This is a genomic window from Gordonia sp. DT219, from assembly GCF_049847065.1.
Classification (GTDB): Bacteria; Actinomycetota; Actinomycetes; order Mycobacteriales; family Mycobacteriaceae; genus Gordonia.
The window spans coordinates 64,815-78,478 of record NZ_JBNCNR010000010.1; the positions used below are offsets into that span (position 1 = coordinate 64,815).

Consider the following 13,664-nt stretch of genomic DNA (forward strand, 5'->3'; position numbering starts at 1 on the left):
GTGGATTCTCGAGAACCCCAGGACCCCGCAGCCCACAACCCGGGATCCCAGAACCCTGCTGCGAACTCGGAGCCCGGCGTCGAATGGTCCGCCGGCCACGCCGGGAGTGCCGGTTCTCCCGGTGGTGATGTCCGCAGCAGTGATCCTGGCGGTGATGTCCCGACACGTGCGGTGAGGCACGCTCCGGTGTCCCCGGCCACCGCGCAGGTTTTCGGTCGCCCCACCGGGGTCGCCGGCTCCTTCGCGCCGGGCGGTGGGACCTCTGAACGCCCCGCACCGATGCTAGCGGCGCCGGATCCGGTACTCGCGGAGGCCTTCGGCCGCCCCGAAGGCAGCGACGAAGCCCTCCAGCGCGATCCGCTGGCCGCCTACGGCGCAGACGAGCAACCCGAGCCGCCGGCCGACCCATGGCGCGACCCGGACAGCCCGGCGGCGCTGGCCGGGCCCGCGGTGTCCGAGCCCGCGGCCCCGCCGCCCTCGGCCCCCGGACCCAAACTGGGTATCCGCGAAGTTCTCCTCGGCCGCCGGATCGCGTGGCATGCGCTGGCGACGCTGGCCGTGATCGCCCTGCTGATCGGCGTGGTCGGTGGGCTCATGGGCCGGTTCACCGCCGAGGTGGCCGCCCCCCTCAACAGCGATACCGTCAAGCTGTCCACCGACGGTGGGGGCAGCGGTGCGACGCAGGGCTCCCCGGTGGAGCGGGTCGCCAACGCCGTGGAGAAGTCGGTGGTCTCCGTCGATGTGCGGCTGGCGAATGGTTCGGCCACCGGATCGGGCTTCGTCATCAATCGCGATGGCTACATTCTCACCAACAATCACGTGGTCTCCCTGGCCGCGTCGGATCGCACCGCCAAGCTCGAGGTCGTCTTCTCCGACCGCAACCGGGTCCCTGCGCGAATCGCCGGCCGTGACCCCCGAACCGACATCGCCGTGCTCAAGGTCGACAACGTCGACAACCTCACCGTCGCCCAGCTCGGCAATTCGACCGACCTGCGGATCGGTCAGGATGTCGTGGCATTCGGGTCGCCCCTGGGCCTCGACCGCACTGTGACCAGCGGTATCGTCTCCGCTCTGCACCGCGCGGTTCCGCTGCGGCCCGACGCCGAGTCCGACACCGACGCGGTGATCGACGCTATCCAGACCGATGCCGCAATCAACCCGGGCAACTCCGGCGGTCCGCTCGTCGATTCCGACGCGAAGGTCGTCGGCATCAACACCGCCGGCCTCGTTCCGGGCGGCGGCTCGATCGGTCTCGGTTTCGCCATCCCGATCGACGAGGCCGTTCCGATCGCGCAGGCATTGATCCGCGATGGCAAGGTGAATCACCCGCAGATCGGGATCAACGCCAGTGACGTCCGGAATGACCGTGTCCTCGGCGCACAGGTTCGCAACGTCGTCGCAGGCGGCCCGGCCGCGGATGCGGGCCTGCGCGAGAACGACGTGATCGTCGACTTCAACGGCCGCACGATCGAGAGTGCCGACGAATTGACGGTGGCCGTGCGGACCGCGAAGATCGGGGAGCCGGTCAAGTTCACGTACTGGCGTGACGGACGTACTTTCGAGGGCACGATGACGCCCGCGAGTGACTGAGATGCCCACGAGTGAAGAGGCGTCCGCAGGTGATCGGGCGCGCGAAAGCGGGGAAGTGCCATGTTCGACAGTGTCGGCTGGGGCGAGATCTTCATTCTGATCGTCGCCGGTCTCGTCATCCTGGGACCGGAACGGCTACCCGGGGCGATCTCGTGGACGATGCAGTCGCTACGCAAGGTGCGCGAGTACGCCACCGGCGCCACCGATCAACTCAAGAACGACCTCGGCACCGACTTCGACGACCTGCGCAAACCGCTCTCAGATCTCAACGAACTGCGGGGTATGACGCCGAAGTCGATGATCACCAAGCATCTGCTCAACGGTGATGACTCGGTGTTCAAGACGTTCACCGACGCCGGTACGGCCCTCACCTCGGCCACCGAGGTCCCGTCGATCAAGCCCGTGTCCGCGCCGATGCCGACCGGTCCGGCCGCCGAGCCGGGGCCATCACTGACGAAACCGGCCGCCGAAGCGCCGCCGCCCGTGCCCGCCACCCCCGATGTGCCGACGAGGCATGTTCCCGCGCGCGGGCATCACGATGTGTCCCAGTGGGACGCAACCTGATTCGGCGATCGACCGGTTCGGCAATGCGGGGTCAGTGCCGGGTGGTGTCGATGCCGAGGCTCATCCCGGCCAGTCCACGACGGCGCACGGCGAGGGTGCCGGCGATGGCACGCAGCGCCGAGCCCGACGCCGACTCCGGAGCCGACAGGACGACCGGCGTGCCCGCGTCGCCGCCCTCACGCAGCGCGGTTTCGAGCGGCACCTGACCGAGAAGCTCCACTGTGGAGCCGACCATCTGCGTCAGTCGATCGGCAACGCGCCGGCCGCCGCCCGATCCGAACGGCTCCATCCGCGTGCCGTCGGGCAGCTCCATCCATGACATGTTCTCGACGACGCCGAGGATTTTCTGGCGCGTCTGCAAGGCGATCGCACCGGCTCGCTCGGCCACTTCGGCGGCGGCCTGCTGCGGGGTGGTGACCACGAGGATCTCCGCACCCGGGATGAGCTGGGCGACCGAGATGGCGATGTCACCGGTCCCCGGCGGCAGATCGAGCAGCAAGACGTCCAGGTCGCCCCAGTACACGTCGGCGAGGAATTGTTGCAATGCGCGATGCAGCATCGGCCCGCGCCAGGTCACCGGGGTGTTGCCGCTGGTGAATTGCCCGATCGAGATGAACCGCACGCCATGGGAGGTCGGCGGCATGATCATCTTGTCGACCTGAGTGGGTTTGGCGTCGCTGCCGAGCATGCGCGGGACCGAATGGCCATAGATGTCGGCGTCGAGCACGCCGACCGAGAGTCCGCGTTCGGCCAGCGCACACGCAAGGTTCACCGTCACCGACGATTTGCCGACGCCGCCCTTTCCCGACGCCACCGCGTAGACGCGGGTCAGCGATCCCGGCTGCGCGAAGGGGATGACCGGCTCGGCGGAGTCGCCGCGCAACTTCTTGCGCAGTTCGGTTCGCTGCTCGTCGTCCATCACGTCGAGGTCCACTCGTACCGCGCCCACTCCCGGCACGTCGGAGACGGCGGTCTCGACGCGTCCGGTGATCTCGGTGCGCATCGGGCAACCCGAGACGGTCAGATACACCGCGACATCGACGCTGCCGTCATCGTTGACGGTCACCGACTTCAGCATTCCGAGATCGGTGATGGGTTTGCCGATCTCGGGATCCCGGACCTTCGTCAGGGCCGCGCGGACCGCCGATTCGCTGGGTGTCACTCCTGTAGTCATCACCGACCAGCTTAGCCGTCGGTGAGGACCCGCCGATCAGCGCGCCGGAGTGGTCTGCGGGGTGTTCCGCGGCGCCGGTGCCGGAGCGGGCTGACCAGGCAGGGTGATCCCGGGTGGCAGGCAGATCATGCCGAGACATTGCTGACTTGGTGTGGTGCCCGACGGGGCCTGGGAGCCCGAAGACGGTGCACCGCTCGCCGGCGGTGTCGACGGCCGTGATGACGAACTCGACGACGAACTCGGTGGACGCCGCATCTCGGGTATCGGGTTGGTCGGCATGACGCCCGTGGCGTACGCCGCCGCCCAGGCCAGCACGTTCTGCGCGTACTCGAGCGAGTGGTTGTAGCGCATCACCGCGGCGACCTTGTTCTTGTCGGACATGATGTCGGAGACGCCCGCGCACAGGTAACGCCCCGCGGAGTAGGTGGCGTCGAAGATGTTGTTGGGATCAGCTTTGCCGTCGCCGTTGGCGTCGGTGCCCCATGCCGCCCAGGTGCTGGGGATGAATTGCATCGGGCCCAGTGCGCGGGCGTGCGATCCGTCGGTGTTCCTGATCACCTCGTTGCCTGCCAGCGACCCGTCGAGCGCCGGTCCTTCGATGGGGTTGATCGTGGTCCCGTACTGGTCGACTGAACCGTTGTCGGCGTGGTTGGACTCGATCCGCCCGATCCCGGCGAGGAGAAACCACGGCAACTTGCAGGCGGGGTTCTCCGAGGCCACCCGGTCCGCGGCGAGTTTGTAGGCCTGCAACACCACGCCGGGGATGCCGAGCGGCCCCGACGGCAATCCGGCGGACAGCCGGAACTGCGGTGAGGCCGGCGGGGCAGTGGTCCGGGCGGGTGGCGGCGCGAAGCCGAGCAACGACACGGGCTGGGCTGCGGCGATACCCGCGATGTTCACCGGGGCGTCGGCGGCGACCGGCAGCCCGCCGCCGTCATGGGCGCTCGAGGTCGCGGCGCCGAGAACCATCACGCCGACGAGCGCGCTACCTGCGCCCAGCGAGATCGCCCGACGCGAAAGGACCGAGCCGCGGTGCGGGCCCCGAGACCGGTGAAAGGGATGCGGAATCCTCATCGCCGACCCCGATCGCCGGATCTGGTCGTGTCACCTGTCGTCGCCGAATCGACCAGGTCCCCATACGCCGTTGCCAGCCTCGTCACGTCGTCCACTCCGTTGTCGACTTCACACCACTGCCCCCGAGGAGCGTCGCGATCGATGACGGCTGTGGTGACGAGTCGTTCCATCGACCTGCAATGTGGTCCACCATACATATGGGTCGGATGTCCAAGATTGCGAACCCCAGGATTGCTCGGGTACCGAGTCATCTTTCTCCGACCGTCCGACCGTCCGACCGTCTCCGGGTGAAGTCGGTCCGTGGGTTTGATCGGCCGAGCCGGTTCTCGTCGTTACGCCGGTTGTCACCGGCAGCGGGGCGACGGGCCGATCACGACCCGGGGCGACCGGGGCTGCCACGGCGCGCGCGGGGCTCGGCGGGCTGGTCGAGCTCGCGGTCGGCGAGCCGGTCGACGAGGTCGTCGAGCAGATCGTCGAGTTCTTTGCGCAGGTAGTCGCGGGTCACCGTGTCGCCGACGGCCAGTCGGACCGCGGCCAGTTCGCGTGTGAGGAACTCGGTGTCGGACTTGGTCTGCGCGGCCCGCATCCGGTCCTCTTCGAGCGAGACCTTGTCGCGGTTCTCCTGTCGGTTCTGGGCAAGCAGGATCAGCGGCGCGGCATAGGCGGCCTGCGTCGAGAAGGCCAAATTGAGCAGGATGAAGGGATACGGGTCCCAGCGGATTGCCACCGCGAACAAATTGAGCCCGATCCAGACGATGACGATGACGGTCTGGATCGCCAGATAGCGCCCGGTGCCCAAGAAGCGGGCGACGCGTTCGCTGTAGACGCCGACGACGTCGGAGTCGAGGTTGAAGGCCGGGCGACGATGCTCGCGCGGCGTGTCGAGCCGGCGGCCCCGCGGTTCGCTCACGAGGTCACCTCGTCGGCCGGCTCGGTCTCGCGCCAGTCACGCGGCAGCAGCTGGTCGAGGAGGTCGTCGACGCTGACCGCACCGAGTAGGTGCTGCTGATCGTCGACCACGGGTCCGCACACCAGGTTGTACGTCGCGAAGTATCGGGTGACGGTATTCAGCGAGTCCTCCGGTTGCAGATGCGCCAGGTCGGCATCGAGGATGCCGCCGACGATGTTGGCTGGTGGTTCCCGCAGCAACGCCTGTATATGCACGCAGCCCAAATACTTCCCGGTCGGGGTCGAGGTGGGCGGCCGGACGACGAACACGATGCTCGCGGCGGCCGCGTTCACATCGGGGTTGCGTATGCGCGCAAGTGCCTCGGCGACCGTGGTCGCCGCGGTGACGATGATCGGTTTGGTGGTCATCAGACCGCCTGCGGTGTCCGGGGAGTGGGTGAGCAGCCGCCGCACGGGCTCGGATTCCTCGGGATCCATCCGGACCAGAAACGATTCGGCCTCGAGGTCGGACAGTTCGCCGAGTAGGTCGGCGACGTCGTCGGGATCCATTGCCTCGAGGACGTCGACGGCCCGGTCGAGCTCCAGATGTCCCAGCAAGTCCTTCTGATCGTCGGGCGGCAGCTCCTGCAAGACGTCGGCCAGCCGTTCGTCGTCGAGTGCCGCGGCGATCTCGTCCCGGCGCTTGGTCGGCAACTCCCGCAACGCGTTGGCGACGTCGGCGGCGCGCATGCCCTCGAACTGCAACAGGGCCTGGGCGACACCCTGGCCGGGCAGATTCAAACTGCTCTGGGTCATGCCGTGCACGTTGGCCCATTCCACGACGTGGGTCTCGCCGCGCCGCAGTCCGCGCCGGCCGGCGCGCACGGCGACACGCGACACCACCCAGTCCCGGGTGCGGGTGCGCTCGATGCCGAGATCGACGACGGTCACGTCGTGGTCGGCGAGATCGGGCAGATCCGGGTCGATGACGCGGACCCGCGTTTCGAGGATCTGTCCGATCGCCAGCGCCTCGCCCGGCCGCAGGTGCAGCCGACGCAGGCTCACCGTTCCGGTGTTGAGCGTCACCGCATTCGGCTCGATCGAGGTCACGCGCAGCATCGGCACAAAAATGCGGCGTCGGGTCGTCAGCTCGACCGCCAGACCGAGGGCACGCGGTTGCTGGCCGGGTAATCGGACAGAGATCACCGCGTCACGTACACGCCCGATCGATTCGCCGTCCGGACCGAGCACCACCAATCCGACTAACCTGGCCACGAACACCTTGCTCACCGCCGACATGGGAGTAAGGGTAATTGCATCGCACCCCGGGACGTGCGCATGCCCGGTGGCGGGTCGAGACGCCGCCGCCGGCTGCGGACGCGCCGAACCGCAAGGAGTGAGAAATGACCAATCCGATCCAGCCGTCGCGGCGGACCCCGGGACTGCCCACACCGCCTCAGGGCTGGCCGATCGGCTCGTATTCGACATATGCCGAGGCGCAACGCGCGGTCGACCATCTCTCCGACGAACATTTCACCGTCGAGGACGTGACGATCGTCGGTGTCGACCTGATGCAGGTCGAGCGCGTCATCGGACGACTCACCTGGGGCAAGGTCGTCGGCGGTGGCGTCGTGTCCGGTGCGTGGCTCGGCCTGTTCTTCGGGTTGCTGGTGTCTCTGGTCGTCACGGGCAGTCCGCTGGTGCCGATCCTGTTCGGTCTGGTCGGCGGCATCATCTTCGGGTTGATCTCGGCGACGATCCCGTATGCCGCGACCCGCGGACAGCGTGACTTCGCCTCGACCATGCAACTCGTCGCCGGACGCTACGACGTGCTCTGCGATCCGAAGAGTGCCGAGAAGGCCCGCGACATGCTGGCGCGCCTCAATCCCTGATGGACGGGCCGTGTTCGGGTTCCCGCCGCTGAGAGGCCTTCACCGATCGCGAGCGGTCCCCGTTCTGGCACGGCCGAACACTTTGTGTTGATCGTCACATATCCGGCGCGATAGCGTAACCTCCAGAGTCGACGGTGACGCGAGACACATATCGCGCCGCCGCGCCGGGGACATCGAGGAGGCTGCGTGCGGCGGAGGATGGGCGGGGTGAGACGTGACCCCGGAGAGGGGACGCGAAATCGGAAGGCATCATTGGGTATACGCGGCAAGGCGGTCATCGTCGCGGCCGCATTCGCCGCGATGCTGCCGATCGTGACCGCGTGCGGTTCCGGTTACCAAGAAGGCGTGCTGAACCTGTATCCGCCTGCCGATGGCGCGGATTCGGTCAAGATCCAGGCCGATCGGTGCTCGCAGGAGTCCGGTGGCCAGTATCGGATCGTCACCACACCCTTGCCGAAGGCCGCCGACGACCAGCGACTCCAGTTGGCGCGGCGGCTCGCGGGCAACGACCACGGTCTGGACCTCATGGGCATGGACGTGGTGTGGACCGCCGAATTCGCCGATGCCGGTTGGCTCGTGCCGGTTCCGCAGGACCAGGTCGGTCAGGTCACCGCCGCCACCTTGGGCGGTCCGCTCGAAACCGCATTGTGGCGCACGCCCACCGACGATCACCAGCGTCTTTACGCCATGCCGATCTGGACCAACACCCAGTTGCTCTGGTACCGCAAGGATGCCGTGCACGACCTCGGTCAGCGCGGTGCGGCCACGACCTGGCAGGGCATGATCGCCGAGGCGGTCAAGAGTGGCGCCCGCGGCGGACCCACCCAGATCATGGTGCAGGGACGCCAATACGAGGGTCTGATGGTGTGGTTCAACTCGTTGCTCGCCAGCGCCGGGGGTCAGGTCGTCGATCCACAGGACCCGGGCAAGGTCACCCTCAACGACACTCCCGCACACCGCGCCGCGACCGTGAAGGCATTGCAGGTCATGAAAGCGGTGGCCACCGCGCCCGGCCACGACCCGTCGCTGAGCAACTCCGACGAGTCCGCCTCGCGGCTCGGCATGGAGAGTGGCAGTGCGCTCTATGAGGTCAACTGGCCCTTCGTGTTCAGCGGTATCCGGGAGAACGCGGCGGCCGGTTCGGTGCCGTTCCTGCCGGATATGACCCGACACAACGACTTCCTCACCAACCTGGCCGATCCGCCGACGCCCGACCAGCTCAAGGAGCTGGTGCCGATCAATGACGAGATCCGGCAGAAGTTCGATTTTGCGCCGTATCCCGGTGTGGGAGACGGGCTCCGGCCGCGGAGCACGCTCGGTGGCCTGAACATCGCCGTCGCGAGCACCTCGCAGCAGCGTGACCTCGCCTTCAAGGCGGCGCTCTGCCTGACCAGTGAGCAGGCGCAGAAGTTCTATTCCATCAATGCCGGTACGCCGCCGGTCAATCGGGCGCTCTACGACGACCCGGAATTCCGGGCAACCTATCCGATGGGTGATCTGATCAAGCGGCAGCTCGAGGCCGACAACGCCGCGCTGCGGCCGAAGTCGCCTGACTACCAGGCGATCTCGACACTGCTCCAGGCGAAGCTGTCGCCGGTCGGGGCGTGGGATCCGGCGGTGCTCGTCGACCAGCTCGCCGACGCGGTCAACAAGGCGATCAACGGGGAGGGGCTCATCCCATGACCACCGGTGACGAGGAGAACGAGAACACGCGTCACGGCCGCCACGCGTTGCCCGAGGGTGAGCAGCAGCCGGGCCCCGCGGAGCCCGGCCTGGATGTGACGTCCCCGCAGACCTTCGGTCCCGCGGTGCATTCGCCGGTGTGGCAGCCCCCGGCGCAGTCGGTGTCAGGACAGTCTCCGTCGGGGCAACCGCCGGCGGAGGTGCCGGCACCGGCGGCCTCGCCCCAATCGGCGGGCGCGGGAGCGGTGACCGCGGTGGCCGATCGTCCGGCGCAACCGGCACCCAAGCCGGCCGCGAAACTCAGCGAGGGCCGAAAAGCCGAGCGGCGACTGGCCTTCTGGCTGGTGTTGCCCGCGGTGGTGATGATGGCCGTCGTCACCGGCTATCCGATCATCTATGCCGTCTGGCTGTCGCTGAACAAGTCGAGCCTCTCGGCACCGGGTCAGCGTGAGTTCGTCTGGTTCTCCAACTATGGGACGGTGCTGTCCGACAGCTACTGGTGGACGGCACTCGGTGTCACCGTGGGAATCACCGTCGTGTCGGTGATCATCGAGTTGGTGCTCGGCATGGCCATCGCCCTGGTGATGCACCGAACTCTCTTCGGGCGCGGCACCATTCGAACCCTGGTACTGATCCCATATGGCATCGTGACCGTGGCGGCGGCGTTCTCCTGGTATTACGCGTGGACGCCGGGCACCGGATATCTGGCCAATCTGTTACCCGACGGCAGTGCGCCGCTCACCGAGCAGTGGCCGTCGCTGGGAATCATCGTCCTCGCCGAGGTGTGGAAGACCACGCCGTTCATGGCGCTGTTGCTGCTCGCCGGTCTCGCCCTCGTGCCCGACGATCTGCTCAAGGCCGCGCAGGTCGACGGCGCCGGCCCGTGGACTCGCCTGTGGCGCATCATCTTGCCGCTCATGAAGCCGGCCATTCTGGTGGCGCTGCTGTTCCGCACACTCGATGCGTTCCGCGTCTTCGACAACATCTACGTCCTCACGCGCGGCTCGAACACCACCTACTCGGTCTCGATGCTCGGCTACGACAATCTGTTCAAGGCGTTCAATCTGGGTGTGGGATCGGCGATTTCGATCTTGATATTCATCTGCGTGGCGATCATCGCGTTCGTGTTCATCAAGGGATTCGGCACCGCGGCGCCGGGTTCCGACAGCGAGGGGAGGTAGGTCGCGGTGAGAACCGGAGCCAAACCGAAATTCTGGTGGGCCATCGCCAACATCTTGGTGGTCCTGTACGCGGTCATTCCGCTGTTGTGGATCCTCAGCCTGTCGTTCAAGCCGGCCTCGAGCGTGACCGACGGCAACTTCATCCCGCGTGAGTGGACCTGGGACAACTACTCCTCCATCTTCTCCACGAGCGCATTCACCAGTGCATTGATCAACTCGATCGGGATCGGCCTCATCACGACCGTGATCGCGGTGGTGCTCGGCACGATGGCGGCCTATGCCGTTGCCCGCCTGGAATTCCCGGGTAAGCGACTGCTCGTCGGGGCGGCCCTGCTGATCGCGATGTTCCCGCAGATCTCGCTGGTGACGCCGCTGTTCAACATCGAGCGAAAAGTGGGGCTGTTCGACACGTGGCCGGGTCTGATCCTGCCGTACATCACCTTTGCGCTGCCGTTGGCGATCTACACCCTCTCGGCGTTCTTCCGGGAGATCCCGTGGGAGCTCGAGAAGGCCGCCAAGATGGACGGCGCGACCCCGTGGCAGGCGTTCCGCCGGGTGATCGCGCCGCTGGCCGCGCCGGGTGTGGTGACCGCGGCGATCCTGGTGTTCATCTTCGCGTGGAACGACCTGCTGCTGGCGTTGTCGCTGACCTCAACCGAACGGGCCATCACCGCGCCGGTGGCAATCGCGAACTTCACGGGCAGTTCGCAATTCGAGGAGCCCACGGGTTCCATCGCCGCCGCCGCCGTCGTGATCACCATTCCGATCATCATCTTCGTACTCTTCTTCCAACGTCGAATCGTGGCCGGCTTGACCTCCGGCGCGGTGAAGGGGTAAGCCATGGCAGAGATCGTCCTCGACAACATCACCAAGCGGTATCCCGACGGTTCGGTCGCGGTACACGGGGTGAGTGTCGACATCGCCGATGGCGAGTTCATCATCCTCGTCGGCCCGTCCGGCTGCGGAAAGTCCACCACGCTCAACATGATCGCCGGACTCGAGGACATCACCGACGGTGAACTGCGCATCGGCGGGGAGCGCGTCAACGAGCGCGCACCCAAGGATCGCGATATCGCGATGGTGTTCCAGAGTTACGCCCTCTATCCGCACATGTCGGTACGGGAGAACATCGCCTTCCCGCTCACCCTGGCGAAGCTGTCGAAGAGCGAGATCGCCACGAAAGTCGACGAGGCAGCCAAGATCCTCGACCTCGGCGCCTACCTCGACCGTAAACCCGCCAATCTCTCCGGCGGTCAGCGTCAGCGGGTGGCGATGGGGCGTGCAATCGTGCGCTCGCCCAAGGCATTTCTGATGGACGAGCCGCTCAGTAACCTCGATGCCAAGTTGCGTGTGCAGATGCGGGCCGAGATCTCCAGGCTGCAACAACGACTGGGTACCACCACCGTCTACGTCACCCACGATCAGACCGAGGCGATGACGCTCGGCGACCGGGTCGTCGTCATGCGTTCGGGTTATGTGCAACAGGTCGGCTCCCCGCAGGAGCTCTACAACAATCCGGAGAACGTCTTCGTCGCCGGATTCATCGGCTCCCCGGCGATGAATTTTCTGCCCGGCCGGCTCGGCAGCGACGGCATCTCGACACCGGTCGGGACGATCGGCCTGCACGACCAGCGTGCGGTGACCGCCGCGGCGGGACAGGTCCACAGCAACGGTGAGGTGCTCGTCGGCATCCGTCCCGAACACCTCGAGGATGCCACCCTCATCGATTCCGAAACCCTCTCGCGCGGTATGAAGTTCACCGTCGGAATCGATGTCCTGGAATCGATGGGTTCCGACAACTACGCCTACTTCCGGATCGATTCGCAGGCCTCGGCCAACGACGCGCTGGCCGAGCTGTCGGCGGATTCGGGTGCGACTCTCGGCGGTGGTGAGATGATCGCCCGGCTGTCACCGGAATCGCAGGTACGCCGTGGATCGAGCGCCGAGTTGTTCTTCGACCCGGCGAAGATCTCCGTCTTCGACCAGCAGTCCGGGGCCAGTCTGCGCGGAACCGATCGGCCTGCGGCTGCCGCCGGGGTGCCCGTGACGAGCTGAGGCGCCTGCGCACTCTCAGCGGCGTCGCCGATGAGGTTGATCGCGGAGTTCGTCGATGATGGTGTCATCCCAGATGTGCTTGCGCACCAGCCGATATCGTTCGCCGGCAAGCCATAGGTAGAGTTCGGCATCGCTGTCGAGGTCGGGCCGGACGTCGGCGCGGCGTGCCATGCGGATCACCGGGAGGAACTCCTCGCCGAACCAGCGGCGAGCCACATCGATACGTCCGAGGAACTCGCCGATCTCCTGACTGAGCCGAAAACCCCAGGCCTCCACCGCCTCGGCGAGTTCGGCATAGTCGAAGGGGTCGGCGAAGCGGATCGTGTCGGCCTGTGCGCCCGACAGTGGTACCCGGGCGAGGAACAGCCTGCGGTGATCCTTGAGGATCAGATCGGCGGGGATGTTGATGCCCTCCGGTGAGATCCGCGTGTGGATCTCGGTGACATAGGCGTCGATCGTGTCGAGGTGACGCGCGATCGCGATCGATATCCGATGGTGGCCGTCGATGACGAAATGCATCGACCCGATGCGGTAGAGCCGAACCGGCGGCATCGACTCACCGCGCCGCTGTGCGGCCGCCAAGCGCTGCCACCGGCTGCGGATCCGCGGAGACGTCGGGCGGAAGTAGCGGTCGAAATCCTTGGTGCGGTCCACACTTCCGACGATCGAGGCCACCTCGACGGTCTGCAGGCCCAGAAAGGTCTCGCCGGTGCGCCCGAGCGCGGCCACCACCTCGTCGAACGGCAGGATGGTGTTGACGTCGGCCGGCTGGCGCGTGAACCACTGCGTCAGCCGGGCCAGCTCGGCGCGGCGACGCATCCGCGCGAAGTCGGCGTCGGCATCGGCGTCGGGGAATCCGGTGTCACGAGCCATGTCTGCGCCTCACGATCGCGAAATCGCCGGTGGTGGTGTCGAAGTCGAATTGACAATAGCCGACCACGTTCATCGAGACGGTGCCCTCGCCGATGATGAGGTCGCGTGGATGTGCGCCGTACGGATGGATGTGTCCGTGCACCATGATGTTCGGCTGCAGCCGCGCGACCAACCGGTGATAGCAGGCGAACCCCCGGTGTGGGCGATCGTCGGCGTCGCCGACCCCGCGGGCCGGGGAATGGGTGAGCAGTATGTGGGGCCGCGGCTGCCCCAGGCCGCGGCGCGCGCGCAAGGCCCACGATCGCATCCGCTGCTGGGTTTCGGTGTACTGATTGGCGCCACCGTTGTAGCGGATGCTGCCGCCGAGTCCGCTGATGCGCACCCCGGCCACCGTCACGGTCCGGCCGTCGGCGTTGACCGCTCCCTGGGGGCCGGGATCGGGACTGGGCAGCCCGGCGCGCGTCCAGCCGGCCCGGCTGCGACGGTAACCGCGCAGCTCACGGTCGTGGTTGCCGGGTACGAACACGCACGGTGCGTCACACAGCCCGGCGAGTACCTCCAGATAGTCGAACGGCAGGTCACCGGCACCGAGGATGAGGTCCGGCTTGGCTTCGAGGCCCACCCCGAAGGTGAGCGAGTCCACCACCTCGTCGGCCACCGCCAGGATGCTCACCACACCCTCACGGTAGG

General features: G+C 67.0%; 13 protein-coding genes. 7 read left to right on the plus strand and 6 right to left on the minus strand.

The genetic code is table 11. The features are described 5' to 3' along the window. Complete coding sequence (locus ACPXB3_RS13630) at positions 1–1,590, plus strand: trypsin-like peptidase domain-containing protein (protein WP_425727922.1); 1,590 nt, start codon at positions 1–3, stop codon at positions 1,588–1,590. Positions 1,591–1,650: 60 nt separating this feature from the next. After that, a complete protein-coding gene (gene tatB / locus ACPXB3_RS13635) occupies positions 1,651–2,154 on the plus strand; it encodes a Sec-independent protein translocase protein TatB (protein ID WP_425727924.1) in 504 nt (167 codons plus the stop codon). 31 nt (positions 2,155–2,185) lie between these two features. On the opposite strand, the gene ACPXB3_RS13640 is transcribed toward tatB, so the two are convergent. The 4 genes from ACPXB3_RS13640 to ACPXB3_RS13655 form a co-directional block, all read right to left on the minus strand. After that, positions 2,186–3,328, minus strand: coding sequence for an Mrp/NBP35 family ATP-binding protein (locus tag ACPXB3_RS13640; protein WP_425705498.1), 1,143 nt, complete (start codon positions 3,326–3,328; stop codon positions 2,186–2,188). A 36-nt stretch (positions 3,329–3,364) separates the two neighbouring features. Next, positions 3,365–4,402, minus strand: coding sequence for a lytic transglycosylase domain-containing protein (locus tag ACPXB3_RS13645; RefSeq protein ID WP_425727926.1), 1,038 nt, complete (start codon positions 4,400–4,402; stop codon positions 3,365–3,367). 370 nt (positions 4,403–4,772) lie between these two features. After that, positions 4,773–5,312, minus strand: coding sequence for a DUF1003 domain-containing protein (locus tag ACPXB3_RS13650; protein WP_425705500.1), 540 nt, complete (start codon positions 5,310–5,312; stop codon positions 4,773–4,775). Beyond that, positions 5,309–6,589 carry a magnesium transporter MgtE N-terminal domain-containing protein gene (locus tag ACPXB3_RS13655; protein ID WP_425705501.1) on the minus strand — a complete coding sequence of 427 codons (1,281 nt, stop codon included), beginning with the start codon at positions 6,587–6,589 and terminating at the stop codon, positions 5,309–5,311. Before ACPXB3_RS13655 ends, ACPXB3_RS13650 begins: the two co-directional genes overlap by 4 nt. A gap of 104 nt (positions 6,590–6,693) precedes the next feature. Here ACPXB3_RS13655 and ACPXB3_RS13660 point away from each other — a divergent pair, with 104 nt between their 5' ends. The 5 genes from ACPXB3_RS13660 (at position 6,694) to ACPXB3_RS13680 (ending at position 12,101) form a co-directional block, all read left to right on the plus strand. Continuing rightward, the gene (locus ACPXB3_RS13660) at positions 6,694–7,182 is read left to right on the plus strand and encodes a general stress protein (protein WP_425705502.1); all 489 of its coding nucleotides are present in this window, start codon (positions 6,694–6,696) and stop codon (positions 7,180–7,182) included. A gap of 198 nt (positions 7,183–7,380) precedes the next feature. Continuing rightward, complete coding sequence (locus ACPXB3_RS13665) at positions 7,381–8,865, plus strand: extracellular solute-binding protein (protein ID WP_425705562.1); 1,485 nt, start codon at positions 7,381–7,383, stop codon at positions 8,863–8,865. After that, positions 8,862–10,046, plus strand: a complete 1,185-nt coding sequence (locus ACPXB3_RS13670) for an ABC transporter permease subunit (protein ID WP_425705503.1) — start codon at positions 8,862–8,864, stop codon at positions 10,044–10,046. The genes ACPXB3_RS13665 and ACPXB3_RS13670 overlap by 4 nt, the downstream gene beginning before the upstream one ends. Positions 10,047–10,052: 6 nt before the next feature. Beyond that, positions 10,053–10,883 carry a carbohydrate ABC transporter permease gene (locus tag ACPXB3_RS13675; RefSeq protein ID WP_425705504.1) on the plus strand — a complete coding sequence of 277 codons (831 nt, stop codon included), beginning with the start codon at positions 10,053–10,055 and terminating at the stop codon, positions 10,881–10,883. Between the two features lie 3 nt (positions 10,884–10,886). After that, positions 10,887–12,101: an ABC transporter ATP-binding protein gene (locus tag ACPXB3_RS13680; protein WP_425705505.1), complete on the plus strand. Its 1,215-nt coding sequence runs from the start codon at positions 10,887–10,889 to the stop codon at positions 12,099–12,101. Between the two features lie 15 nt (positions 12,102–12,116). Here ACPXB3_RS13680 and ACPXB3_RS13685 read toward each other — a convergent pair whose 3' ends face one another. Together ACPXB3_RS13685 and ACPXB3_RS13690 are read right to left on the minus strand one after the other, a co-directional pair. Next, a complete protein-coding gene (locus ACPXB3_RS13685) occupies positions 12,117–12,974 on the minus strand; it encodes a chromosome partitioning protein ParB (RefSeq protein WP_425705506.1) in 858 nt (285 codons plus the stop codon). Further along, the gene (locus ACPXB3_RS13690) at positions 12,964–13,650 is read right to left on the minus strand and encodes a metallophosphoesterase family protein (protein ID WP_425705507.1); all 687 of its coding nucleotides are present in this window, start codon (positions 13,648–13,650) and stop codon (positions 12,964–12,966) included. The genes ACPXB3_RS13685 and ACPXB3_RS13690 overlap by 11 nt, the downstream gene beginning before the upstream one ends. Between the last annotated feature and the right edge of the window lie 14 nt (positions 13,651–13,664).